Raw genomic sequence first — 24,435 nt, 5'->3', positions numbered from 1 at the left:
CCTCCCGCGGGGGCGCTACCCCGCCGGCAAGGCCGCGCGGCAGGTCAGCATGCTGCGCCGCTTTGTCCCCGCCGAGATGTTCGACAAGAGCTTGCGCAAGCAGTTCCGCTTGCCGGTCTGAACAGGCGCAGGGCAGGGGGGTTCTCGCCGTGCGGCACACCAAAACCACTTTCAGGAAGTTTCTGCCATGAAGGCATTCGTTGTCGACAAGTATAACAAGAAGGGCATCCTGCGGCTGGCCGAGATGCCGGAGCCGAAGCTCGGGGACAGCGATGTCCTGGTCGAGATCCATGCGGCGGCGGTGAACCTTCTCGATTCCAAGGTCAGGACCGGAGAGTTCAAGCTCATCCTGCCCTATAGCCGGCCCTTCATCCTCGGCCACGACGTGGCCGGCAAGGTCATCCGCGTGGGATCGAAAGCTCGCAGGTTCAAACCCGGCGACGAGGTCTATGCGCGGCCGCGCGATGGGCGGATCGGGGCATTCGCCGAGTTCATCGCCATCGATGAAGCCGACGTCGCCTTGAAGCCCAGCAATCTCAGCATGGAGGAGGCGGCCTCGATCCCCCTGGTCGGTCTGACCGCCTGGCAGGTGCTCGTTGAACGGGCAAAGCTGAGCAAAGGACAGAAGGTCTTCATCCAGGCCGGCTCCGGCGGCGTCGGCATATTCGCGATCCAGCTGGCAAAGCATCTCGGCGCGACCGTTGCGACGACGGCGAGCGCAACAAGCGCTGCCCTGGTCAAGGGCCTCGGCGCCGATGTCGTCGTCGACTACCGGAAAGACGACTTCGAAAAGGCCCTGTCGGGCTACGATATCGTCGTGAACAGCCAGGACGCCCAAACGCTCGAAAAGTCGCTCACTGTGCTCAAACCCGGCGGCAAGCTCATCTCGATCTCCGGCCCGCCGGATCCCGAATTCGCCAGGGAAAAGGGGTTGAACCTGGTGCTGAGGACGCTTCTGCGCCTTCTAAGCCGCGCCATTCGGTCCAAAGCCAGGCGCCGTGGCGTGAGCTTCTCGTTCCTGTTCATGTGGGCGCAGGGCGACCAGTTGGGCAAGATCACCGCCCTCATCGAATCCGGCGCGATCCGCCCGGTTGTCGATCGGATCTTTCCCTTCGAAGCGACCAACGAGGCTCTGGCCTACGTCGAAACGGGACGCGCCAAGGGCAAGGTCGTCATCAAGGTCAGATAGCGGCATCCCGGGCGTGCGCGGCTTTTGCAGCGCGATGCGCTCAGACGGCGATTTGAAGCGTCCCGTAGCGCTTTACTTCGGCCTCGATCTCCCTGACCAGCGTCTCCAGCGCGGGGTTTCGGGGGCTGCGCGCGCGCCTGACAATATAAGCCAGGTCTGGAGGCTTGGGGAATTTGTGGTCGACTATCTCCATATCGGGCTGCAGGTGCCGCTGACTCAAGAGTGCGACGCCGAGCCCCGCGGTCACGCCTGCAATGATCCCGGCTGCGCTGGAGCATTCGAACACGGTCTCGAACACCGTGCCCTCGTCCTGCCCGACGTCCATGCCCCAGCGCCGGAAGAAGCAGTCTTCATCGAAGGACAGGAATGGGACCGGCTTCCCGTTCGACAGAGCCAGGTCGCGCGATTTCACCCAATGCAGCGTCTCGCGAAACAGGAGGATATCGGCGGGCCGGACCTCGTGCTGGAACACCTGGATGATGGCGGCATCAAGAGCTCCTTGGCTGAGCTGCTCCTGCAGGACGAGGCTCATGCGCACATGCGTGCGGACGCTCACCTCCGGGTAGAGCCGGCGAAACCGGCCAAGAATGCGCGAAAGGTCCGTGCAGGTCGTATCCTCGGTCATTCCCAGCGCAATCTTGCCCTGCAACGTGCTTTTCGACAGGCTCAGGACCGCCTCGTCATGGATGCCCAGAATGCGCCGCGCATAACCAAGCAAATCCAGTCCGGCCGTGGTAAACATCGGCGCGTTTGCCTTCCGAGCGAGGATTTCGCAGTCGAGGCTCGCTTCCAGTCTCCTGATCTTGTGGCTGACCGCCGACTGCGACAAGCCGAGGATCTCGGCAGCGCGCGTGACGCCGCCATGCTTCTCGATCGCGACCAGTGCGCGCAAGGCGTCGACATCCAGGCGGCGGCTCATCACTCCAGCCATGACAATCCTCAATCGAAACCAATGCGATACGCCGATTTCTGATCCGCCGACGCTTTTCAGGCAAGCCGATATGCTGATTCCGCGGCTATTTCATGATCGTATCGAAATTTGTCATGTGCAAACGTGCGTGCTTGTCGCCAATAGTCAGCGCCAAAATTGGCCGTGATCCGCTTCTCGGAGCTACGGGCGCCTGACCAAAGAGATCCCATGACCCTCCTGCACAGCAAAGCCCATCGCCTCGTGTGGCCAATGATGGCGACGGCCCTGGTGGTAAGCTGGAGTTCTGGCTTCGTCGGCATCCGCTACGCCAGCGAGAATGCCGATGTCATGCTGGTCCTGTTCTGGCGGACCCTGATGTCGGGATTGATTCTCTTGCCATTTGCTCTGCTGATCGGGCCGCGCATAGGCGCACGTGCCCTGGTCGAGCAGATGGTCTTCGGCGTGGCGATGATGTTCCTCTATCTGGGCGGATTCGCGCTTGCCATCGGTCAGCGCGTGCCGACCGGCCTTGTCGCGCTGATTTCCGATCTTGTCCCTCTCGCGATCGCAGCCTTGTCGCAGCCGGTTCTGGGGCAGCGATTGACCGGGCGACAATGGATCGGAACGGCTCTCGGAGTGACAGGCGTGCTCGTCGTCTCGCTGGACAGCCTGAGCCTCGGGACGGCCCCGGCCTGGGCCTATGTGTTGACAGTCGCTTCCATGATGGTTCTGGCGCTGGCAACGGTGGTGCAGAAGCGGATGGGGACGATCAATATGCCCATCCATCAGAGCCTGTGCATTCAATGCCTGACGGCGGCGATCCTTTTCGCCGCCTGCGCCGAATGGAATGGCGGGCTGATGCCGCCCCTCGATGCCCGATTCGGGTTTGGCATCGCCTGGCTGGTGCTGTTTTCGACCTTCTTTTGCTACAGCACCTATTATGTGAGCCTGCGCCTCTACACGGCCTCGCAGGTCAGCAGTGTGATCTATCTCAGCCCACCGGTGACGATGCTCTGGGGCTGGTCGATGTTCGGCGAGCCGCTTTCGACGGCGATGTTCGTTGGCCTTGCGGTGACACTGTTCGGTGTCTGGTTCACGTCGTCGCGCAGCGCAGCGTGGAAGGACCTGGAGCTCGGTCAGCAGCATATCGGATGATCAGTCGATGACGGCTCGTGCGATCACGCCAGTGTCGATCCAATTATGGACATCAAGGAGGTGAACCTATGAAGCTCACGGATTTCAAAGCCCTGACCTTCGATTGCTACGGCACGCTTATAGACTGGGAATCCGGCATGATCGACGGCCTGAAGCCGTTGACCGAACGGGCTGGCCGCGGCTTGAGCCGGAACGAGATTCTGGAGGCGCACGCCCGGCACGAATCCAGTCAGCAGAAATGGACACCGGGGAAACGCTACCGCGACCTCCTGCCGATCGTTTACAAGCGACTTGCGGAGGAATGGGGTGTCATCGTCACCCGCGAGGAATGTGTGGCGTATGGCGAAAGCGTGAAGGATTGGCCGGCTTTTAGCGACTCCGCACAGGCCTTGCAGTATCTCAAAAGGCACTACAAGCTGGTCATCCTCTCCAACGTCGACAACAAGAGCTTTTCGTTTAGCAACAAGAAGCTCGGCGTGGATTTCGATGCGATCTATACGGCGGAGGATATCGGCTCCTACAAGCCTTCCGACCGGAACTTCGACTATATGCTCGAAAAGCTCGGGACAATCGGGCTCGAGAAGCGACAGATCCTGCACACGGCGGAAAGCATGTTCCACGATCACGCTCCCGCCAACCGGTTCGGCCTGACATCGTGCTGGATCTATCGCCGGCATGCGGATCAGGGCTTCGGCGCCACGATGAACCCGGGCGACGTACCGACGGTGGATTTCCGCTTCGACAGCATGGCCGATCTGGTGAAGGCGCATGCTGAAGAATTGCGGCGTGGCTGATAGCTGAGCCGCCGGGCCGCTATTGCGTGACACCGCGCCCGCAGAAGCGGTCGTTCGACAATGTCCAATTTTGACCAAGGCCGTCGTTCGTTATGACCCGCAAAGGCCACGCCGCCAGCCTCTTCACCCCAGCAAATTGCGCGCCGTGCGCATGAAGATCTTCGATCCGATCGGGATCAGGTCGTCCGGAAAATCATAGTCCGGATTGTGCAGGGCCGGGTAGCGCTCGCCGGCGCCGAGGAAAAACATCGCCGACTTGGCGCTGTGGCCGAACAGGCCGAAATCCTCCGAGGCGCGCATCGGCAGGGCTTCTTCGCCATGCACGACGCTTTCCTGATCGAGGGCGCGGCGCAGGTGCTCCACCGCGTCCGGCGCGTTGATGCTGGCGACGAAGATCTCGTGGTAGTCGGAGCTTACGGCAAGGCCATGCCGGCCGGCGATTTCCGCGGCCAGCGCTTCCGCCGCGGCACAGAGATCCGCCATGCGCTCGTCGCGCCGGGTGCGCAGCGTCGCCCAGACTTCTGCATGAGCGGGCGCGATGCCGAACACGGCTTCGCCCATCTCGGCATGGGTGACGGTCACCATGGAAAAATCGTCGTCGGCGAAGCTGCCGCGCCCGAGCGCCGGCAGCGCCGGCATCAGCTCGCTGATCGCCAGCATCGGCGAGACGCCGGTCTCGGGCATCGACGAATGCGCGGTCTTGCCCTCCAGCACGATGCGCATGCCGCGCGAGGCGCAGTTGACCACGCCGCTCTTCAGCCGCACCTCGCCGAACGGCACGCCGGGCAGATTGTGCAGCGAGAAGGCGAAATCCGGCGCGATCTCGCCGAAGCGCGGATCGGCGACGACGCCGGCCGCGCCATTGCCGGTCTCTTCCGCGGGCTGGAACATCAGCACGACGCGGCCGCTTGCCGGCCGCTCGCGCCCGAGCTGACGGCCGAGCGCGGCCAGGATCGCGGTGTGTCCGTCATGGCCGCACATATGCGACTTGCCCGGCACCTGCGAGGCATGCGGCACGCCGGAGAGTTCCTCGATCGGCAGCGCGTCGAGTTCGGAGCGGAACAGCACCGTCGGGCCGGCCCGGCCGCTGTCGTAGACCGCCGCGACGCCGTGCCCGCCCAGTCCGGTCAGCACCTCGTCCGGCCCCGTATCGGCGAGGAAGGAAACGACTTCCTTTGCCGTTTTCTCCTCCTCGTTCGAAATCTCCGGCTGCCGGTGCAGCTTGCGCCGCCACGCGGTCAGCTCGACAATATCCCGATTGGTCAGGGTCATGCTTCTTGGCCTCCGATGACGACTTGCTAGCGACAAATGGCCGTGCCCGCCACGGCCATGGTCCGGGCTTGGGCGGGCCAGGCCTGGCCACCGGCCTTACTTCACCCGGTTGGGGCACAGCGCCTTGAACTGCTCCAGCGTATAGTCGTAGCCGGAAGCGCCGGAGCCATCGAGCACCACATTGTCATCAATCGATGTGATCAGATAGTCCGTCGTCACATCGGTGCCCTCGTTGCGGCCCTGGAACAGCATGGTTGCGCCATAGAAGGTGGTGAACTTGCCGGTCTTGCAGTTGGCGGTGATCTCGAAATGCAGGGGCGACTTCATTTCCGCGTCGATGCAATCCTTGGAGAAATCGTGGCCATATTCACGGCAGAAGACGCCCGCCTTCCGCCTGTTGTGTTTGGCCAGGATGCTGGCGTGCGTGGAGCCGATGCCCGTCTTTTTCACGATGGTGAGTTCCATCCCCACCCTGGCGCCGTAGGCTATCGTACTCGCCTGCGCCGCTGTCGCCAGGATCAAGACGGGCAGAACAACCACCAGATGTCGCATGCAAACTCCTCTCTTTGGCCGAGAGGTTTCACGCCGGCGATCGTCGGGTCAAGCCCCTGCGGGGGCTCGTCGTTTCCCAGCAACGCCGAGCCGCTCTATCTTGTCGTCTGACGCAATTTCCGGGCCGCCGACGGCCCGTCCGGACTGGCGCAAGCCTGTTTGGGACTGCATTTTGCGCCGCCTGGCCCAATCGCCGCCAATGCGGAAGAGGATGGCCATTATGAGGAGACCCTTTATAACGGTCGCTGAGATTTGCCATATCCAAGGGGAGACGATGCGTTACATACGTCCGCTTTCAATCGAAGATGCCGTCGGCCAGTTGGCCGGATCGGCCGGCACCGCCGCCATCCTTGCCGGGGGCAGCGACCTGCTGGTGAGGATGAAGGGCGGCTTCATCGAACCCGACCTGATCGTCGACATCAAGGCCATCGAGGGCCTGAGCGAAATCAAGGAGACGGCCGAAGGCTTCAGCATCGGCGCCGCGGTGCCCTGCGCCGTGCTCGGCGAGAGCGCTTCGCTCAAGAAGGCATGGCCGGGCGTCGTCGAGGCGGCGAACCTCATCGGCTCCAAGCAGGTGCAGGGGCGCTGCACCATGACCGGCAACCTCTGCAACGCCTCGCCGGCCGCCGACAGCGTGCCGGCGCTGGTCGCCGCCGGCGCGAAGGCCGTGGTGGCCGGACCTTCGGGCAAGCGCACGATTGCCGTCGAGGCCGTGCCGACCGGGCCGGGCAGGACCTCGCTCGCCAAGGGCGAGATCATCGAGGCGATCCTGCTCGACAGGCGGGCGCCACGCTCGGGCGATGCCTATCTGCGCTTCATTCCGCGCACCGAGATGGATATCGCCGTGGTCAGTGCCGGCGTCAACCTGGCGCTCGACGAGCAGGGGGTCGTCAAATCGGCCCGCGTGGCGCTGGGCGCCGCCGCACCCACGGTGCTTTTGGTCGACGAGGCCGCCGAGGCCCTCATCGGCAGGAAGCTCGACGAGGCGGCGCTCGAGCGGCTGGCCAAGGTCTGCGCGGGCGCCTGCCGCCCCATCGACGACAAGCGGGGCACCATCGAGTTCAGACGGAAAGTTGCGGGCGTGCTGGCCAGGAGAGCCGCCACGACCGCCTATGCGCGTGCAGGAGGCAAGTGATGGCTGGCGTAGCGGTTTCAACGACAATCAACGGCGATCACGTCGAGTATCTTTGCCAGCCGGATGAGACGCTGCTCGACGTGCTGCGCGACCGGCTCGGCCTGACCGGCGCCAAGGAAGGCTGCGGCACCGGCGACTGCGGCGCCTGCTCGATCATCCTCGACGACCGGCTGGTCTGCTCCTGTCTGGTGCTGGGCGCCGAGGCCGAAGGCCGCCGCATCGAGACCGTCGAGGGCATGGCGCATGGCGAAAAACTGCATCCGCTGCAGCAGAAATTCCTCGAGCACGCCGCCCTGCAATGCGGCATCTGCACGCCGGGTTTCCTGATCGCGGCGAAAGACCTGTTGGCCAAGAATCCCGATCCGACCGAGGAGGAAATCCGCTTCGGCCTGGCCGGGAACCTGTGCCGCTGCACCGGCTATGACAAGATCGTGCGCGCCGTCCAGGACGCGGCAAACGTGATGAAGGGAGCCTGAGATGAATTTCGATCCGCGCTATTCCGGACGCAATTTCTCGTCCGTCGGCACGCGCCCCATCCGCCCCGACGGCGTCGACAAGGTGACCGGCCGCGCCCGCTACGGCGCCGATTTCAACATGGCCGGCCAACTCGTCGGGCGTGTTCTGCGCAGCCCGCATGCCCATGCGATCATCAGGAAGATCGACACCTCGAAGGCGGAGAAGCTCGCCGGCGTCAAGGCGGTGATCACGGCGAAAGACCTGCCCGACCTCACCGATGGCGATGCCGGCATGTACGACATCCTCGACAACTGCATGGCGCGCGCCAAGGCGCTCTATGACGGCCATGCGGTGGCCGCCGTCGCCGCCGTCGATGCCCGCACCGCCAGGCAGGCGCTGAAGCTGATCGCGGTCGACTACGAGGTGCTGCCGCATGTCACCGATGTCGACGAGGCGATGAAGCACACCGCGCCGCTCATCAACGACGCGACCTTCACCGAGGGCCTCGAGGAAAAACCGGTCAAGCCCTCCAACGTCACCAAGCGCAGCCAGTTTGGCCATGGCGACGTCCATCAGGGCTTTGGCCACGCCGACTTCATCGTCGAGCGCTCCTTCAAGACCGAGCAGACGCACCAGGGCTATATCGAGCCGCACGCCTGCGTGGCGAGCGTGTCGTCCGACGGCACCGCCGACCTCTGGGTCTGCACGCAAGGCCATTTCGTCTATCGCCAGCACTGCGCGCAACTGCTCGGCATGGAAGCCTCGAAGCTGCGCGTCACCTCGTCCGAGATCGGCGGCGGCTTCGGCGGCAAGACCCATGTCTGGGCCGAGCCGGTGGCGCTTGCCTTGTCCAGAAAGGCCGGACGGCCGGTGAAGCTGGTGATGACCCGCGACGAGGTGTTTCGCGCGTCGGGTCCGACCAGCGCCACCTCGATCGACGTCAAGATCGGCGCCAGGAAGGACGGCACCATCACTGCCGCCGAAGCGACGCTGCGTTACACGAGCGGCCCCTATGCCGGCACGTGGGCCGAGATCGGCGCCATGACCGCGTTCGCCTGCTACAAGCTGGAGAACGTCAAGACCGTCGGCTACGAGGTGCTGGTCAACCGGCCGAAGACCGCGGCCTATCGCGCGCCTTCCGCGCCGATGGCGGCCTTCGCGGTGGAAAGCGCCGTCGACGAGCTCGCCAAGGAGGTCGGCATCGACCCGGTCGAGTTTCGCATCAGGAACGCCGCGCAAGAAGGCACGCGCTCGTCCTACGGTCCGGTCTACGGCCCGATCGGCATCGGGCCTACTCTTGAGGCAGCGAAGAACCATCCGCACATGAAGGCGCCGCTCAAGGAAAACCAGGGCAGGGGCATGGCCTGCGGCTTCTGGTTCAACTTCGGCGGCCAGACCTGCACCGACCTGAACATCGGCATGGACGGCTCGGTCTCGCTCGCCGTCGGCACGGTCGACGTCGGCGGCTCCCGCGCCTCGCTATCGCTGGTGGCGGCGGAGGAGCTCGGCATCGACTATTCGCAGGTCAAGGCGATCGTCGCCGACACGTCGAGCCTCGGCTACAACGACATGACCGACGGCAGCCGCGGCACTTTCTCGTCGTCGATGGCGACCATCTCGGCCGCCCGCAACGCGATAAAAATCCTGCGCGAGCGCGCCGCGCAGATGTGGGACATCTCGGTCGACGACGTCGCCTGGGAACAGGGCCATGCGGTCGCCAAGGGCGACAAGCACGGCAATCTCGGAAAACTGTCGCTGAAGGAGATCGCGGCCAGGTCGGGCACGACCGGCGGGCCGATCGCCGGCCACAGCGAGCTCGTCGCCGACGGCGCCGGCGTGTCCTTCGCCACCCATATCTGCGACATCGAGGTCGACCCCGAGACCGGCTTCACCAAAGTGATCCGCTACACGGTGGTGCAGGATGCCGGCAAGGCGGTGCACCCGACCTATGTCGAGGGCCAGTACCAGGGCGGTGCCGCGCAAGGCATCGGCTGGGCGCTCAACGAGGAGTATATCTACGGCAAGGACGGCCGGCTGCAGAACCCCGGCTTCCTCGACTACCGCATCCCGGTCTGCTCCGACCTGCCGATGATCGACACGCAGATCCTGGAAATCCCCAACCCCAACCACCCCTATGGCGTGCGCGGCGTCGGCGAAACCTCGATCGTGCCGCCACTGGCGGCGATCGCCAACGCGGTGTCGAACGCCGCCGGCGTGCGCATGACCCACATCCCGATGTCGCCACCGCGGATTCTGGCGGCGATCGAGGCGGAGCGGGAAGGGTAGAGCCGAGGCTCGCGGCGATGGTCGAAGTCACGCTTTGGGGCGCCCTCGGCCAGCTCGCCGGGGGCAAGAGCAAGGTCGAGGTCGAGGCCAAGGACATAAGGGAGCTGTTTCGCAAGCTGGCGGAACAGTATCCCGGCATCGAGCCGTGGATCGACCGAGGGATCGCGGTGGCGATCGACGGAACGATTTATCGGGATACGTGGAGTAAGGAGCTGCCAGAGGACGCGGAGATTTTTCTGCTGCCGCGGTTGGCTGGGGGGTGATTGGAGGCGGCGGTGATGTTACGTCACACTCTTGACGCCAAAAATGCCCAATGCAATTTCGGTGAACTCCTCTACTGTATCTGACGATACTGGCTCATCGAAAGCTATAATGATCCTTTCGCCCTCGAAGTTCACCATACCTCGGGGAAAAACCTCCTCGCGAAGGACAACACCGTTATCGCAGACTGCGCTCTCTCGTCCTTTCCAAAGCTGCGATCAAAATTGACGGCTATCTAGCGATTCCCGCAAACAACGAGTTGGTCAAAAATCGGACAGCCATTCATGCAGTTTTTCCTGTGTGAACATCCTCCGCACCGATCGGAGCCAAAATAGCGCCTGAAAGAGCGAACATTTTCCGAGGTGTGCCAGATATGTAAAAGCGATGTTGCATCGCTCAGTTTGTCGCCTTCGACAAGCCCGCTCTGGAACGAGCAGGGATAGACCTTTAGATCTTCCGAAACGTAAAGTGAGAACCGACCCGCGTCACACGCATCAACTAAACTGGTGCTGGCTTTGGTCCTGGCGAATACGCCGCTCACACAACAAGCATCGAACCCCACTTTCAATCTCGCGCGGGGAGAGGTTGCCAGCTCAAAAAACTCATCCAATCGAGGGCTGTTCCTCAACAGCTTCTCTTCGAAAACTTTTCGACCTGACGGTTTGTAATTGAGGAAAACAAGCGCGTTAATCGTCCTGAGAAACTCGGGAGGGTCACGGAGCCAATTGATCGCAGTACCGACGCTCTCGCTATCGACAATAAAGTGCACATTTGTCTTGATTTTGCGGTCAGCCAAGAGGCGTATCGTTTCGGCCGTTTCGGCGTAAGGAGGATAGGCAGACACCGCAACGGCGCCGCAGTTGCGTTGCGTCGCCTTCAATATGTCATCGCTCAAGCCACGCCCATTCGTCGTGTAGTTAGGTACGATGCCTTTCAACGTTGTATAGTCGAGAATTTCTTCGAAGTCTGGATGCTGATTTGGATTACCGCCTCCGAGCGCCACCTGGAAGGTTCCCATCTCAGCTGCCTCATCGATGACGCGCTTGTAGTCCCGCAACGCCATATGCGAGCCGTGTTTTGTCGAGGACTTGTAACAAAAAACGCACCCCTTGTCGCACCAGTTGGTGATCGAAATGTCCATCAATTCTGGGCCGTGTGGAGACCAAAACGGATCAGCCTTACCTTGCTCAGGTACTCGCGCGAAAAAGCCCGTTCGCGCGTTGAAAAACGTGGAATATCCTAGGTCTTTGTAGCGATTAACCCGAAGGGCGGGCTTACCAATAGTTGTCATAGGCATTAATGTAGAACCTTTCGGACTCGATCTCGAAAATCTCCATGCATAGGACGCTCTCTGCTAAGCTCTCTTCGCTGCTTAAGTGTCCTGTCGTCACCGTTTGTCCTTGCTCCAACGCTTTTCTCATCCGATCGAGAACTTCAGGGGTAAAATCATGCCTGCCCTCTAGCTCGTCGACTTGGTCGAGTGAGTGCAGTGTATCGCCTCGTTCGATACCCGATTTTATCTGGTAGAACATTTCTTCGAAAAGAGAAGCCAGGGGGCTGTCTGCGCTTACGCCCGCCGCATCAAGAAAATCTTGCTTAGAGAGCATCTCTTTCGCGATGTAAACAAACGACGTCGACGAACTGTTTGATACAAAGTCCATCTTAACCTTCATGCGCCTCCTCCAATTTCTCAATGCAGTTTACGACAATGTCAAGTACATTTCCGTCATATGCTTGATCGAGAACCCCCGAGGGTGACTTTATTTTTAGAATATACCTCTTTCCAAGGTCCCCTTCATCCAAATATATTTCATGCGTCAGCTCCAAATAACTGGCTAACGTTGGATATTCCACACAGTAGTACTTTTTGTACTCGTCCTTCAAATCAATCGACGATACGAAAAATTGTTCATAGACACCTGTAAAAAGCTGCGCTCCCAACCCCAATGGTTTTATACGAAGGGCGCCGAGAAAGTCCCCGATCGTCGGAACGATGTTTACAGGTAGGATCAGGTCTTTTTCGTCCATTACATCGCCTCCTGCGGCTCCTCAATATCCGCCAGCAAATACTGAATACTCCGGCTCTTCGCCGACCGGACTAGCTGCAGAGCTTGGCGGCAGTTCGTCTCCTCCTTCGAATTCTTGAACAGCAGCGAAACGCGCTCTCGTTCGAACCAACTCGCGAAGGATGACACGTGCAGGAAGAAAGCTAACCACTCTGGTGCGTACCTTTTGAGTCCGTCCTCAGAACTAACGTCCCACACGCTCTCCACGAGAACATCAATACGCTCTTGCCAATTCTCCGAGCCGAAGTCATTTGGCTCATAAAAAATCGCCTGGACGAATTCCTTGTGGCCATCTGGCCCCAACCCATTCAAGTGCGCTATGAGGACAGTGATATTTAAAAGCTCTGCACGATTCCGTCGCCCTATCAGAAATAACGCAGCGCGCTTCACGCGACCCGGGACGGAGGTTTCGGTTAGGATTTTCTTCAGCTTCGCTACATCATCCGCATTTTGGACCGCCGGCGGCAAGAGATGGACATTCAAGGCGAAGTGATCAATGAAGCCGTCAGCTCGTTCGCAGGCCGCAATCGCCGCGATCTTATTTGCCTTCCTGGATAGCAAGTATACGTATTTGTAGACCCCCTCAAAAATTGGACGACCCGGTAGACTTGAAAGCACCTCCAACAGGATTTCGGCATTGTCTCCGGCAACCTCATCAACGAGTTTGTAGGCAATTATGAAGTCTCTAAGCTCGTCATAAGTGAATGAGATGACCAAATCCCCGAGACCCATGAGGCTTTTGGCAGCAATTTCCTGCCTGAGAATCACATCATCCGCCACAAGGCGGTGAACAATCTCCTTCTCATCGTCGAGAAAGCCCCGAACAGACAGTTTCGAATAGTCATCCGCGGCAAGCATTGCAGAGGCGATCTTCAATAAGGTAGGAAAGGCCTTTCCTCGCAGGTTCTCGGGAAACGAATCGATTTTTCTGAGGAGAAATTCCTCGAACAGATCCCCCTTGTAGACGTCAGACAAGTCTCCAACATCGTCACCTTCATGACGTTCGCAAAAAATACGAAGAAGTAAAAGATCGTTCTTGAGAAACTCTTTTGCCGATCCGGCAAGGCGTCCAGCAACGTTAAAATGAGTTAGATATGAGTGGAGAAGTCTTTTTTTGCTTAGCTCGGACATCTTCGAGCGCAGGTCGGTGACCCTGTGGACATGCTTACTGAAGGGTTCATATAGAATTGAAGCGTACTTTTCATCGAAGAACTCACTTCGGCACGTTATGACGACTTTCACGTGCTCGTATTGGCAGACTGCGTTGCAGAAATCCTTTAGTTCGTCGTTGAACTCGTCGAGAGCAGTCACCTCGTTGATGCCATCAATGACGATCAAGAAGGGCTTTCCGCCCTCCTTCGCTACATCGTCAAAAAGGCCCAAATACTCGTGCATGCTCGTGTAATTCGGCGCGTAACGGTTATTAGAAATGAATCCGCGTAACCGTTGACGGGCAGGATAGCTATTCAATTCCCGAGCCGGGATGAACACACATGGAATTTCGAACGACCTGAATTGATTCTCGATAAGATCGCAGACAAAATTCGTTTTTCCCTGCCCGGCCATACTGGTAACAAGGAAAATCTTTTTCTGCATCAGGTGAATCAGGGAGCGAGCACGTTTCAGCTGAGAGCTGAGGCCCGTCGCTGTGCTTTCCACCCGGAACCGAGCGATCGACCAGGCTGCTGAATCTCCGTGGGCGGGCTCGTACTTTTCATCGTATTCTTTGTGATTCCACGATAGTGGGCCGACCTTCTGAAGTTCAGCGACGACGGCTTCGTCCAGGCCTTTCAACCAGCCCTCAAGTTCCGCAAATGTTGAGGGAATGGCCGTCAAAGCGTCAGCGTTAACCGCAAACGTGATTTTTGGCTCCTTCGCGAGTGCGAGAACTGAGTTCAGGTGTGTATATTCGAACTTCTTAAGAAGATCTATAACCTTTCGGTAAAAGAATAGTGGATTTGCGAAAAGTCGCATCTCCTTTTTTGTTTTATGCGTCTCAACAAATAGCGATGGGATATATTTTTTTGAGCTCTTCTCTACTGCAATTTTGCTTTGAGCGAATTCGAGAAATTTTTCGAACTGTTCGCGAAACTTCAGATGCTCGTCGCGCTTTCGGAATTCCGACACTAGGTACGCTTCAACGCGTTCGAGTTTGCTCGTTTCAAGGCGCTTGATCCGCAGTAGAATGTCAGTTACGCCGAGGATGTCCTGCGCGGGATCGAAGGAAATCGTAAGTTCGGATATTGCTTTGTGGAGTGACTTGGCGGTATAGGCTGATTGCTTTTCGGAGATCGTCAGAACGATTAGGCGATCAAATATTTTTTCTAGGTTGTGCTCGCGAAACTTTTCTAGCGTCTTTACGACCTTGTCGGTCGATGCGTCTGTCGTAATCTGGAAAGAAGTTCTTGAACGTCGACAACCAAGATCAACTGATGGAAAATTCTGTTTGAGTTCGTTCTGATTTTGCAGCTCGGGACAGTCGAACGTAACTCTAAGGACGGGAACGAGGAAGTCCTCTGTTACAGAATTGATATCAAAGCGCCCGACGGCATTGAGGGCTTTGATCTCATAAACTAACCGCCCAAGATATTTCCCGCAGCTATTGAGATATTCGTCTCTGTTCATCCGACGTGCGACCAATATATGAAGTTCGGACCTGTCCTGGTCATTGCTACCTCAGAGCGACCATGGCCTCAAGCACCCTCGCTCCTATTTTCGATGGCGCGAAAAAGACAGTTGTCCTACTCAGAGCCGGGTTACCTCACTTCACCTTCCAAATGCGCCTGCGGGGCTAGATTGGGGTAGCCGACGAGGATCGCGTCGTCCTCGCGGACCGATGCGACGTCGACAGCTTCAGCGCCAGGCCGACGAACACCAGCCCGGCGATCTTGTTGAGCCAAACCTGCCCGCGGTCGGACCGGCGCAGCCAGCGGCTGAGCGTGCCGGCCAGCATCGAGATCAGCGTCAACGACAAGAACGCGCAGAGGATGAAGATGGCGCCCAGAATCAGCATCTGGGCGACAATGCTGCCGCGCTCCGGTACTGCGGCAGGGAGGCGAGGAAGATCTAATCGCGGTGCTTGGCGACGTGCCGTCTGCGGTTGCTCGCGATCGCCGGCGTCCAGCCAAGGCCGCGGCAGGTGATCCAGAGCAGAACGGCCTGGCCGGCGAGGCCGACGACGATCGACGCAACGGCAATGCCTGAGACGATATCGGAATCCATGTTTGCGAGCCCCCGCCCGGCATGATTTACCAGCGGGAAGTATTGGCCTCACTCACGCGTGAGTCACTTACCGAATAATATGGACTAGGCCGAAAGGGGTATGTCGTGACGGGCGAAGCAATTCCTGCAAGCGCAGCGGTCGCCGATGGCGACAGAGGGCGCGTTAAGGAGCGCCGTGCCTATCACCTTCGTCATCCTGGGGCGGCGCAAGGAACAGCGACGCGCGCAGACCCTGGGATCCATGCCGCGACCTGCGTGCGTTGCGACGGTGCAGTTTTTTGATCCGTCGCATTCTACGAAAAGCGTCACGGCATGGATTCTCGGGTCAAGCCCGAGGATTACGAAGCGTTGGCGGAGCCGGAGCACCAGGCGCTGAGAGCGCCGGCGGACAGCGCACCTCTCGGGTCAAGCCCGAGGATGACGAAGCGTGCCGCCAGCCTGCGGCAGGTCACGATGCCCGCTCAGGCGGCCCTTGTCTTCACCAGGCTCACGGCAGCCATCAGCGCCTCCGCCGCCTCGACCGACGACCCCGGGTTCTGACCGGTGACGAGCCGGCCGTCGACGACCGTGTGCACGCCCCAATCCTTGACCCTGGAGAAGACCGCGCCGAGCTTGATAAGCTCGTCCTCGACGAGGAAAGGCACGACCTTGGTGAGACCCACAGCCGCTTCCTCGGCATTGGTGAAGCCGGTGACATAGCGGCCTTGAACGAACGGGGTGCCGTCGGGATTGGTCACGTGACGCAGGACGCCCGGCGCATGGCAAACGAGGCCGACCGGCTTGCTGGCGGCAGCGAAGGATTCAATCAGCCTGATCGAATTCGGATCTTCGGCCAGATCCCACAGCGGCCCGTGTCCGCCCGGGTAGAAGACCGTGTCGAAGTCCTTCTGGTCGATGCTGTCCAGGCGCACCGTTTCCCCAAGCTGCGCCTTGGCAAGCTCGTCGGCGCTGAAGCGCCGCGTAAGGTCGGTCTGGAACATCGGCTCGTCGCTCTTCGGGTCGAGAGGCGGCTGGCCGCCCTTCGGCGAGGCGAGCGTGATCTCGGCGCCGGCGTCCTTGAAGACGTAATACGGCCCTGCCAGCTCTTCGAGCCAGAAGCCGGTCTTCTTGCCGGTGTCGCCCAGAGTGTCGTGGGAGGTCAGTACGATGAGGACTTTCATTGTCGCATGCTTTCGTCAGATGATGCCGCGCCGCGAGGCGTCGCCGCCGGTTGATTGGGAGCTCGATCAGCCGCATCGGCTTATCGACGAGCCGATAATGGCACTTGCCCACATATTTCAGAAATTTACTTCTTCGATTTCAGATATCTATCTGAGATTATATCTCGATGAGATACGACCTGAACCTGCTCCCGGTTTTCCTGGCCCTGATGGAGGAGCGGAGCGTGACACGGGCGGCGGCGCGGCTGGGCATCACGCAGCCGGCGCTGTCCAATTCGTTGAACCGCCTGCGCGACACCCTGCGGGATCCGCTGTTCATCCGGGAACGCTACGGCATAAAGCCGACGCAGCTCGCCGAGGAGATCGCGCCGACGATCGAGGCGGCGCTGGCGCAACTGGACGATCTCATCCTGAACCAGCAGGAGTTCCAGCCGGCAAACACCGAACGATTGTTCACCCTTGCCCCCAACAGCTACGTGGAGATCGTGTTGATGCCGGCGCTGGTGGCGAGGGCGCGCGAACGAGCGCCGGGGATCAAGCTGCGCATGACGGCATTCGGCAACGATCTGTCCGAGACCGGCGTCATTTCCGGCACCACGGCCATGGTGCTCGGCCGGATCGTCGATCCGCCGGACAACCTCGTCGTCCAGCATCTCATGGACGATGGGCTGGCCTGCGTGGTGCGCAAGGACCATCCCGGCGTCCGGGACCGGATTTCCCGCGAACAGTACGAAATGCTCAAGCATGTGAACGTGCTGCCGCCGGGCCGGCTGCGCGCGGGCGTCTTCCAGGCATTGGGGCAGCAAAACCTCAAGCGGGAGGTTGCGGTTTCCGTCACGCATTTCCTTGCCGTGCCGGAGATGCTTGCCGTCACCGACTATTGCGCAACGCTGCCGAAGCTTATCTGCCGCAGTCTCGAGCGCGATCCCCGGCTGAAGGTGCTGCCGACGCCGGTCGACCTCGGCACCTTTCCGGTGGAGATGGCCTGGCACGTTCGCTACCGCCACGACCCCGCCCACAGGTGGTTGCGCTCGCTGATCGGCGAGCTGGCAAAGGAAATGACGGCGCAATCCCGCTGAAACCGCCTTCTCGGTTTGGCGCGTATTGCTCGAGCCTGTCCTTCGCCCCCACAAGGTGGGGAGGTGGCCGCGTAGCGGTCGGAGAGGGCGCTGCCATCGACGACTGCCCTGCTGCCGAGACCGCCGCCCCTCACGCCCCCAGCGTCGGCTCCGTATTCACCTCCAGCGCCTCCTCCGCCTCGTCTTCCTCGCCAAGCACCTCCTCATGCACCCCCAGCGCCTGCCCGATCCAGATCGGGTCGACCGTATGGTCGCGCTTGGGGTTGGTGGTGTTGGGATGGATGAGGATGCTCAAGCCCCCGTGGTTCAGCATCAGCCAGGGCACCAGCGTGGCGAAGACCTCGTTGGCGAAGGAGACCTGGTACATGGCCTGCTGGTGCGGGCCGACCGGCTCGTCGCGCCAGTTGCCGAGGCGCACGCGGAAGCGTTCCGCGATGCGCAGGCGCAGCCATTCGGCATGCTGCCGCTCAGGCTGCCCGGCGTAGTAGATATGGGCGTGATAGCTGGCGATCTCCGCAAGCTGCCTCGGACTGTTTTTCTCGTTCACCGCGATCCTCCCCTTCGATTGGTGTCGCGCCCGGCTCTCCCAGGCCCTCCAGGCAGCCTCGCGCGCTTGGCGGACTTGAGTCAATTCAAAGGCGAATGGCCGCCTTTTGCCAATCCTGCCAAAGTCGAAAGTCCGGCCCGCCGACATCTTGACGAAAACTGGTGCGCCTGATGAGACATGGTGCAATCGGTTCCAGGGGGAGATGGGCAAGCGGTGGGCAGGCTGTGAAGCGCGTTTTTCGTTTGCTTGCCGCTGTTATCATGGCGTCCGGGCTGACCGGTTGCACCAGCATCTCCTACTACGCGCAGTCGCTGCAGGGTCATGTCGAGATCATGGCCGCGCGGAAAGATGTCGGAACGCTCGTCCACGATCCTTCGACGCCGGAGGCCTTGCGCGCCAGGCTGACGTCGGCGAGCGCCATCAGGCGGTTTGCGACGGATGAGCTGGCGCTGCCCGACAACAGCAGCTACCGCAGCTATGTCGACATCCATCGCGACGCCGTGACCTGGGCCGTTTTCGCCGCGCCGCAATTCTCGCTTGCGCCACGCACATGGTGCTTTCCGGTTTTCGGCTGCGTTCCGTACCGGGGCTACTTTGCCCGCAAAGCCGCGACGGAAAGCGCGCTCGAACTGCACAGGCAGGGGCTGGACGTCTACGTCACCGGCATCACCGCCTATTCGACGCTCGGCTGGTCGAGCGACCCGCTGCTCAGCACCATGCTCGGTCAGGACGACACCTATCTCGCCAGCCTGATCTTTCATGAACTGGCGCATCAGCGCCTCTATGTCGACGGCGACTCCGCCTTCAACGAGGCCTTCGCGGTTGCCGTCGAAACCACCGGCGTCAGGAAATGGTTGCGCGCCGCTGGCGATCGCGCCGGATTGCGCCGCTACGAAGCCGATCGCAGGCGCAGGGCCGATTTTCTCGCACTGCTGGCGAAAACCCGCGACGAGTTGGGGCAGGTCTATGAAAGCTCCCGCAGCCCGGAGCAGATGGCAGCCGCCAAGGCTGCCGCGATCGACAGGCTGCGCATGCGCTACCGGCAGATGCGCGACAGAAGCTGGGCGGGATACCGGGGCTACGACGCCTGGTTCGCGGCCCCGATCAACAACGCGAAGCTCGCAGCGACCGCCGTCTACGGCGAACAGGTCCCGGCGTTTCTCCGCCTGTTCGACCTGTGCTCCGGCGATTATCCGAGGTTCTACGCTTCCGTCCGACGCATTGCCGATCTGCCCCAGCCTTCCCGTGCCGAAGCGCTCAAGACTGCCGCTACCTGTGATCGACCAGGCGCAGGGACCGCAGCTACAGCTTTCTGAAGAACCCGGACAGGATATTCGGACCCGCTTCGCCGGGCCGCAGCCTGATCCCGTCCTCGAATGAGTTCAGCGTCACGCACTCGAAGCCGTGATGCGCCAGCAGCGCCACCAGCGAGTCGCGGTCGAAATGGTGCAGGTGCTCGTCGGGCAGCCGCATGCGCCAGGTCTGGAACCACGCATCGCCCTCGGCGCCGAGCTCGCGCCAGCGGCAATAGGGCACCGCGATGGCCAGGTGGCGGGCCTGCAGGCGGGCGAGGAAACTCAGATCCGGTATATGCTCGAGCACGTCGAACATGGCGACGAGATCCCACGAGCTGGCGAGCGCCTCATCCCAGTCGACGAAGCGGACGCCCTGCGGCAGCGGAAACCTGGCGATGTCGCAGCCGGCGCAGTCGGCGACGCCGGTGATTTTGGCCGCTTCGATGAATGTGCCGGTGCCGTAGCCGATCTCCAGCACCGACCGGGGAATCTCGCCGGTGACGCCCAGCACCCAGCCAAGCCGCTGATAGCCGAGCTTGATGGTCCGCTCGCTCAAATCCTCGTAATAGGAGATGTATTGCTTGTCGTACTTGATCGGGGTGAAGTCGATCTGGTGGATCACGCCGAACCCGTCCAGCTCGTAGTTGTCCAGCATTCGCGTGCGCCCTCCGCAGTGCGGAATCCATATATGGCGGAGCTAAACGCAAGGTAACCGGCCGGGCCGGCCAAGGAATCGAACCAGCGGGCCTCACTCCACCTCTCGCCGCGCTCCGCCCTTCGTACCGCTCCCCCACAGGGCGCGCTGGAACACATTGCGCTTGCCCTTGCGCGGGACGAGCTCGATGTCGCTGACCAGCTTGGCGCCGCCCTTGCGCCGCTCCAGCGTGATCTTGCGGCTGTGGAAGGCTTCGAGCTCGGCGCGGTGGGCCACGCTGATGATGGTCACCTTCGGCAGCTCGTGGACGATGGTCTCCATCATCTTTTCCTGGCTCTTCTCGTCGAGCGCCGAGGTCGCTTCGTCGAGCACGATGATGTCGGGGCTGTGCAGCAGGAGGCGCGCGAAGGCGAGGCGCTGCTTTTCGCCGCCCGACAGCGTCTGGTCCCATGGCGCCTCTTCCTCGAGCCTGGCCGCGAGATAGGCTAGGCCGACCTTGTCGAGGGCGGTGTTGATCTCCTCGGCCGTCCAGTTGTCGGCGGCGGCGGGATAGGCGACGGCGCGGCGCAGCGTGCCGGTGGGGATGTAGGGCCGCTGCGGCAGCATGAACAGCCGCCTGCCGGGGTGGAAATTGACGCTGCCGCCGCCCCATGGCCAGAGGCCGGCGACGGCGCGCACCAGCGTCGACTTGCCCGAACCGGATTCGCCGGCCACCAGCACCCGCTCGCCGGGATCGATCGCGACTCCGGTTTCCTTGACCACGGCGGTGCCGTCGTCGAGCGTCACCGAGAGATTGTCGAGGCTGAGCATGGCGCCGTCCTCGGTCTCGCCGCGGCTTATGCGTCCGAGCGCGTCGCTCTGCTCGGCGCGCTCCAGCCCGTCCAGCGACATCATCAGCGAGGCGATGCGCCGCGCCGAGGCGTTCCAGTCGGCAAGCCGCGGGTAGTTGTCGACCAGCCAGCCGAACGCGCCCTGCACGATGCCGAAGGCGGAAGCCGCCTGCATCACCTCGCCAAGCGACATGCCGCCGGCGAGGAATTTCGGCGCGCAGAGCAGGATCGGCACCACCGGCGCGAACAGCAACGACCCTTGCGATACGAGTGCCGTGCGCATGTGCTGGCCGGTCAGCAGCGCCCATTGCCTCAGCACATGGCCGAAATTCCTGTCGATGCCGCTGCGCTCCTCGTCCTCGCCGCCGAGCAGCGCGATGCTCTCGCCGTTCTCGCGCACGCGCGTCAGCGTGTAGCGCAGCTCGGCCTCGGCCTGGTTCTTCGTCTCGGAAATGCGCACGAAGTTGCGGCCGATGACCACCATCGAGGTCGAGGTGATGGCGGCGTAGATCACCGCCGTGATCACCAGGAAGCCCGGAATGGTGACGCTCTCGCCGCCGATCGGCAGGGTCAGCGCGCCGCCGATCGTCCACAGCACGATGATGAAGGTCGAGGCCGACAGGAATGCGTTGAGGACGCCGGCGATGAAATCGACGGGCGATTCGGTGGCGATGCGCAAATCCTCGGTCATGCGCGCTTCGGGGTTCTGGTGGTCGCCGCCGACCAGGTTGAGCTGATAGTAGCGGCCGCTGGCCAGCCAGCGCGCGATGACCGCGGTGGTCAGCCAGGAGCGCCAGCGGCGCTGGATCGTCATGCGCAGATAGACCTGCGTGACGACCAGGCTGCCGCTGCACAGCACCAGCGGCACGAACACGGCGCTGAGGAAATAGACGCTGCGGGCGTTGCGCTGCTCGAGCGCGTCGAAGATCGAGCGGTTCCAGACATTGATGCCGTACTGGAAGCCGATATTGATGCAGATCAGCAAAAGCACGCCGATGGTGAATGGCCAGGCCAGCCTGTCGCCGCGCCGGCTCCAGTAGCCGCGCGCGCTGATCCAGAAACGCTTCAGCAGATATTTCCTGCGCGCCTGCTCGGCTTGCTCGGGCGCCAGCTGCGGATCGGGTTCGGCAGCCTCCGGCGGTGGCGCCGCCTCGCCATTGACCTCAGGCGCGGCTTCGACGACCAAAGTCTTGTCTTCATTCGATTTCTCCCGGCCCGATTTCGCTTTGCCCGGCGTTCGGGCAGTACGCGATTTGGCGCCGCGGACCGGTTTCGATTTGTATCTAGCTTCTGACATCAGGCCGACAACGGCCTAAAAATCAAAAGGTTTCACGACGTTCGCCCCGCCATCCGGCCGCCGGCGCGCCTTGGTTCCGGTGCTGGCGGCACTCCGTCGTGATTGCCGGGGTAGCCGCGACAAGTGGAAACACGGAGCCGGAAGCTTGCCTATCGGACAAACCTCACGCGATTATTCCGGCCAACAATGCCGCGACCGTATCGACAGGCTCGATCCGGTGCCGGCCTGAAGGGGGTTCGATGCGGCGTGTACCGATCGTCATGCGACCGCTTGGCGGTATGGGCAACAGGATGTTCCAGTACATGTTCAGCCATGTGCTGGCCAGGCGCATTCCCGGCGGCTATGTCTGCAATGCCGACCTGCCGGAATGGTCCATCGCCACGGTGCGGCCACCCCTGCTGTGGCGGTACCGGGCGCTTCGGCTCGAAGGCTCGCATCGCTACGATCTCGACGCGATCGCCGCCGCGTTCCGCCAGAAACGGGCGCGCAGCGTCCTGTTCAAGGGCTTCGCACAGAGACTGGGCTATTACGATCGAGCCGAGGTTTCCAGGATTTTCGACGGGCGCCCAGCCGAGGCGCCGACCTATGGCGACGACTTCCTCGTCATCCATGTGCGGGCCGGCGACATCCTCGACGGCTTCCACAAGAACTACTGCCCGATGCCGTTCGCCTTCTTCGAAACCTTGATCCGCGACAGCGGCCGCAAGCCGGTCTTCGTCGGCCAGACCCATGACGACAACGACTATTGCCGGCGCCTGCGCCAGCGCTTTCCGGATGCCGTCTTCGCGCCGCAGGCATCGCCATTGACCGATTTCGAGACGCTGCGCCGGGCAAGCCAAGTCGTCGCGTCGGTAGGCACCTTTTCCTGGCTGGCCAGCTGGCTGTCGTCGGCGCACACGATCCATCTGCCGGTGGCCGGCATCCTCGATCCGATAATCAGGCCGGACATCGACCTGCTTCCGGCGGGCGACGCGCGCTACCGCTTCCATCAACTGGACATCGGCGACTGGACGGCGTCCGCCGAACAGCTCGCGGCCTTCTATGGCGATGCGATCGCGTTTCGGCAGGTCGAACTTGGGCAAATTGCGCGATGAAAGAGTTGCGATGAGATTTCCGCTTTCCATCGACAGGCCCGTGATCTGCGCGATCATGAAGCTGGAGCAGCCCTATGTGATCGAGTGGATCGCGTGGCACAAGCTGCACGGCTTCGAACTGATGATCGCCGACAATTGCCTCGCCGGACCGCAGACGGCAGTGCTTTCGGCATTGCGCGACGCCGGCTGGATCCAACTGGTCGACTGGCGGCACGATCGCTCACAGCCGCAGCGGCGCGCCTATTCGCACCTTTATTGGCGGGCGCTGCTGCAGGGCTATCGCTATCTCGGCTTCCTCGACGCCGACGAATTTCTCGAGCCGCTCGACGGACCGCCCTGGAGCGGCGCCGAGCTCGTCCGCTCGCTGCTCAGCCGGCGCGGCGTGCGCAGCGTCGCCTTCCGCTGGGCGAATTTCGGCAGCGACGGCAAAGAGGCCTATGACGACGAGCTGGTCACCGTCCGGTTTCCGAGACGCGGCCGGCACGACGCCTCGACGGCGCGCTGGAAGAAGGCGTTTGCACGGGTGTCGTCATGCTTGCCGAAGGCCATGCGAAGCCCGACGCTGTTCATGGCGCACCCGCACGGCTTCCCGATCGGGCAGCGCAGGACGCTGGTCGACGGCATCACCCTCGACAGGCATCAAGCCGCCATGCCGATGGAATGGAAGCTCGGCTGGATCCGCCACTATGCGGTCAAGTCGCGGCAGGAATTGCTGAGCAAGCACGCCCGCGGCGGAGGCTTCACGCCGGCGAGCGAGGCGCCCTCCCTGGAAGAATATGTCGCGTCGCGGGATCAAAATGACATTCTCGATCCGCTCGACGAGGCGGCGATCGAGGTCCTGCGGGCCAAGGTCGCGGAGATCGTCCGGTCGCTCGATCCGGCGATCCTCGAGCAGACGCGGCCGCTGTTCCAACAGCTCAAGTAGGATCGGCGCCGTCGCGTGCCCCTAGGCAAGCACAAGCGGCGCGGTGCTCATCCCGTGGAACGACAGCGACGGGCGGCGCGTGGCGCCAGCGGCATCGAGCCGCCAGCCAGGGGCGCGGGTGAACAGCGCCTCGATCATCGCCGCGATCTCGATGCGGGCGACATGCTGGCCGAGGCAGACATGCAGGCCGGTGCCGAAGGTCAACGACAAGGCCGGCGAGCGGGTGAGGTCCAGCCGGTCACCGTCTGCGAACAC

Annotated in this window: 24 protein-coding genes and 2 pseudogenes; 12 read left to right on the top strand and 14 right to left on the bottom strand. The window is 61.7% G+C overall.

Annotation, left to right across the window (positions count from 1 at the left end; genetic code table 11):
- Positions 1 to 121: pseudogene (locus EN780_RS40460) on the top strand (short-chain dehydrogenase/reductase); the annotation flags it as partial.
- A gap of 66 nt (positions 122 to 187) precedes the next feature.
- A complete protein-coding gene (locus EN780_RS06475) occupies positions 188 to 1,189 on the top strand; it encodes an NADP-dependent oxidoreductase (RefSeq protein WP_128272704.1) in 1,002 nt (333 codons plus the stop codon).
- A gap of 40 nt (positions 1,190 to 1,229) precedes the next feature.
- Here the strand turns inward: EN780_RS06475 and EN780_RS06470 are convergent, their stop codons facing one another.
- A complete protein-coding gene (locus tag EN780_RS06470; protein WP_127284984.1) occupies positions 1,230 to 2,120 on the bottom strand; it encodes a LysR family transcriptional regulator in 891 nt (296 codons plus the stop codon).
- Between the two features lie 207 nt (positions 2,121 to 2,327).
- Between EN780_RS06470 and EN780_RS06465 the strand changes: the two genes are divergently transcribed.
- The gene (locus EN780_RS06465) at positions 2,328 to 3,254 is read left to right on the top strand and encodes a DMT family transporter (RefSeq protein ID WP_128272702.1); all 927 of its coding nucleotides are present in this window, start codon (positions 2,328 to 2,330) and stop codon (positions 3,252 to 3,254) included.
- Between the two features lie 68 nt (positions 3,255 to 3,322).
- Positions 3,323 to 4,048: a haloacid dehalogenase type II gene (locus EN780_RS06460; protein WP_127393504.1), complete on the top strand. Its 726-nt coding sequence runs from the start codon at positions 3,323 to 3,325 to the stop codon at positions 4,046 to 4,048.
- A 123-nt stretch (positions 4,049 to 4,171) separates the two neighbouring features.
- On the opposite strand, the gene EN780_RS06455 is transcribed toward EN780_RS06460, so the two are convergent.
- Both EN780_RS06455 and EN780_RS06450 read right to left on the bottom strand, forming a co-directional pair.
- The gene (locus tag EN780_RS06455; RefSeq protein WP_128272700.1) at positions 4,172 to 5,320 is read right to left on the bottom strand and encodes an amidohydrolase; all 1,149 of its coding nucleotides are present in this window, start codon (positions 5,318 to 5,320) and stop codon (positions 4,172 to 4,174) included.
- A gap of 96 nt (positions 5,321 to 5,416) precedes the next feature.
- Positions 5,417 to 5,872, bottom strand: coding sequence for a hypothetical protein (locus tag EN780_RS06450; RefSeq protein WP_128272698.1), 456 nt, complete (start codon positions 5,870 to 5,872; stop codon positions 5,417 to 5,419).
- A 274-nt stretch (positions 5,873 to 6,146) separates the two neighbouring features.
- Here EN780_RS06450 and EN780_RS06445 point away from each other — a divergent pair, with 274 nt between their 5' ends.
- Genes EN780_RS06445 through EN780_RS06430 form a run of 4 tightly spaced genes read left to right on the top strand, consistent with a single transcriptional unit; the run spans position 6,147 to position 10,012 of the window.
- The gene (locus tag EN780_RS06445) at positions 6,147 to 7,007 is read left to right on the top strand and encodes a xanthine dehydrogenase family protein subunit M (protein ID WP_128272696.1); all 861 of its coding nucleotides are present in this window, start codon (positions 6,147 to 6,149) and stop codon (positions 7,005 to 7,007) included.
- Positions 7,007 to 7,483 carry a (2Fe-2S)-binding protein gene (locus EN780_RS06440; protein WP_127394218.1) on the top strand — a complete coding sequence of 159 codons (477 nt, stop codon included), beginning with the start codon at positions 7,007 to 7,009 and terminating at the stop codon, positions 7,481 to 7,483. Before EN780_RS06445 ends, EN780_RS06440 begins: the two co-directional genes overlap by 1 nt.
- 1 nt (position 7,484) lies before the next feature.
- Entirely contained in the window at positions 7,485 to 9,749 is a 2,265-nt protein-coding gene (locus EN780_RS06435) for a xanthine dehydrogenase family protein molybdopterin-binding subunit (RefSeq protein WP_128272694.1), read from the top strand.
- A gap of 17 nt (positions 9,750 to 9,766) precedes the next feature.
- A complete protein-coding gene (locus EN780_RS06430) occupies positions 9,767 to 10,012 on the top strand; it encodes a MoaD/ThiS family protein (RefSeq protein ID WP_128272692.1) in 246 nt (81 codons plus the stop codon).
- Between the two features lie 233 nt (positions 10,013 to 10,245).
- Here the strand turns inward: EN780_RS06430 and EN780_RS06425 are convergent, their stop codons facing one another.
- The 7 genes from EN780_RS06425 to EN780_RS06400 all read right to left on the bottom strand — a co-directional run bounded on the left by EN780_RS06425 (position 10,246) and on the right by EN780_RS06400 (position 16,458).
- Positions 10,246 to 11,151: a radical SAM protein gene (locus EN780_RS06425; RefSeq protein ID WP_210215029.1), complete on the bottom strand. Its 906-nt coding sequence runs from the start codon at positions 11,149 to 11,151 to the stop codon at positions 10,246 to 10,248.
- 133 nt (positions 11,152 to 11,284) lie between these two features.
- Positions 11,285 to 11,683, bottom strand: a complete 399-nt coding sequence (locus EN780_RS06420) for a hypothetical protein (protein WP_128272690.1) — start codon at positions 11,681 to 11,683, stop codon at positions 11,285 to 11,287.
- A complete protein-coding gene (locus EN780_RS06415; protein ID WP_128272688.1) occupies positions 11,673 to 12,038 on the bottom strand; it encodes a hypothetical protein in 366 nt (121 codons plus the stop codon). The genes EN780_RS06420 and EN780_RS06415 overlap by 11 nt, the downstream gene beginning before the upstream one ends.
- Positions 12,038 to 14,701, bottom strand: a complete 2,664-nt coding sequence (locus tag EN780_RS06410; protein WP_128272686.1) for an SMEK domain-containing protein — start codon at positions 14,699 to 14,701, stop codon at positions 12,038 to 12,040. Before EN780_RS06410 ends, EN780_RS06415 begins: the two co-directional genes overlap by 1 nt.
- A gap of 166 nt (positions 14,702 to 14,867) precedes the next feature.
- Positions 14,868 to 15,089, bottom strand: coding sequence for a hypothetical protein (locus EN780_RS40455; RefSeq protein ID WP_245499894.1), 222 nt, complete (start codon positions 15,087 to 15,089; stop codon positions 14,868 to 14,870).
- A 53-nt stretch (positions 15,090 to 15,142) separates the two neighbouring features.
- Complete coding sequence (locus EN780_RS40450; protein ID WP_245499893.1) at positions 15,143 to 15,298, bottom strand: hypothetical protein; 156 nt, start codon at positions 15,296 to 15,298, stop codon at positions 15,143 to 15,145.
- 461 nt (positions 15,299 to 15,759) lie between these two features.
- Positions 15,760 to 16,458: a type 1 glutamine amidotransferase domain-containing protein gene (locus EN780_RS06400; protein WP_128272682.1), complete on the bottom strand. Its 699-nt coding sequence runs from the start codon at positions 16,456 to 16,458 to the stop codon at positions 15,760 to 15,762.
- 167 nt (positions 16,459 to 16,625) lie between these two features.
- Between EN780_RS06400 and EN780_RS06395 the strand changes: the two genes are divergently transcribed.
- Entirely contained in the window at positions 16,626 to 17,537 is a 912-nt protein-coding gene (locus EN780_RS06395) for a LysR substrate-binding domain-containing protein (RefSeq protein WP_128272680.1), read from the top strand.
- Positions 17,538 to 17,667: 130 nt separating this feature from the next.
- Here EN780_RS06395 and EN780_RS06390 read toward each other — a convergent pair whose 3' ends face one another.
- Entirely contained in the window at positions 17,668 to 18,084 is a 417-nt protein-coding gene (locus tag EN780_RS06390) for a DOPA 4,5-dioxygenase family protein (protein ID WP_128272678.1), read from the bottom strand.
- Positions 18,085 to 18,344: 260 nt separating this feature from the next.
- Here EN780_RS06390 and EN780_RS06385 point away from each other — a divergent pair, with 260 nt between their 5' ends.
- Positions 18,345 to 19,400, top strand: coding sequence for an aminopeptidase (locus EN780_RS06385; protein ID WP_189556408.1), 1,056 nt, complete (start codon positions 18,345 to 18,347; stop codon positions 19,398 to 19,400).
- On the opposite strand, the gene EN780_RS06380 is transcribed toward EN780_RS06385, so the two are convergent.
- Both EN780_RS06380 and EN780_RS06375 read right to left on the bottom strand, forming a co-directional pair.
- Positions 19,387 to 20,034, bottom strand: coding sequence for a class I SAM-dependent methyltransferase (locus EN780_RS06380; RefSeq protein ID WP_128272674.1), 648 nt, complete (start codon positions 20,032 to 20,034; stop codon positions 19,387 to 19,389). The two genes, EN780_RS06385 and EN780_RS06380, sit on opposite strands and share 14 nt — an antisense overlap.
- A gap of 93 nt (positions 20,035 to 20,127) precedes the next feature.
- Positions 20,128 to 22,161 carry an ABC transporter ATP-binding protein/permease gene (locus EN780_RS06375; RefSeq protein ID WP_128272672.1) on the bottom strand — a complete coding sequence of 678 codons (2,034 nt, stop codon included), beginning with the start codon at positions 22,159 to 22,161 and terminating at the stop codon, positions 20,128 to 20,130.
- Positions 22,162 to 22,400: 239 nt separating this feature from the next.
- Here EN780_RS06375 and EN780_RS06370 point away from each other — a divergent pair, with 239 nt between their 5' ends.
- Complete coding sequence (locus EN780_RS06370; protein ID WP_128272670.1) at positions 22,401 to 23,255, top strand: alpha-1,2-fucosyltransferase; 855 nt, start codon at positions 22,401 to 22,403, stop codon at positions 23,253 to 23,255.
- A gap of 10 nt (positions 23,256 to 23,265) precedes the next feature.
- Positions 23,266 to 24,180, top strand: coding sequence for a hypothetical protein (locus EN780_RS06365; RefSeq protein ID WP_128272667.1), 915 nt, complete (start codon positions 23,266 to 23,268; stop codon positions 24,178 to 24,180).
- A gap of 21 nt (positions 24,181 to 24,201) precedes the next feature.
- On the opposite strand, the pseudogene EN780_RS38725 reads toward EN780_RS06365, so the two are convergent.
- A pseudogene (locus EN780_RS38725) lies at positions 24,202 to 24,435 on the bottom strand (cytochrome P450); the annotation flags it as partial.

This window comes from Mesorhizobium sp. M4B.F.Ca.ET.089.01.1.1 (assembly GCF_004022605.1).
GTDB classification, from domain to species: domain Bacteria; phylum Pseudomonadota; class Alphaproteobacteria; order Rhizobiales; family Rhizobiaceae; genus Mesorhizobium; species Mesorhizobium abyssinicae.
Note: the sequence above shows the minus strand (reverse complement) of the source record. Positions and strands in the feature narration are given on the sequence as shown.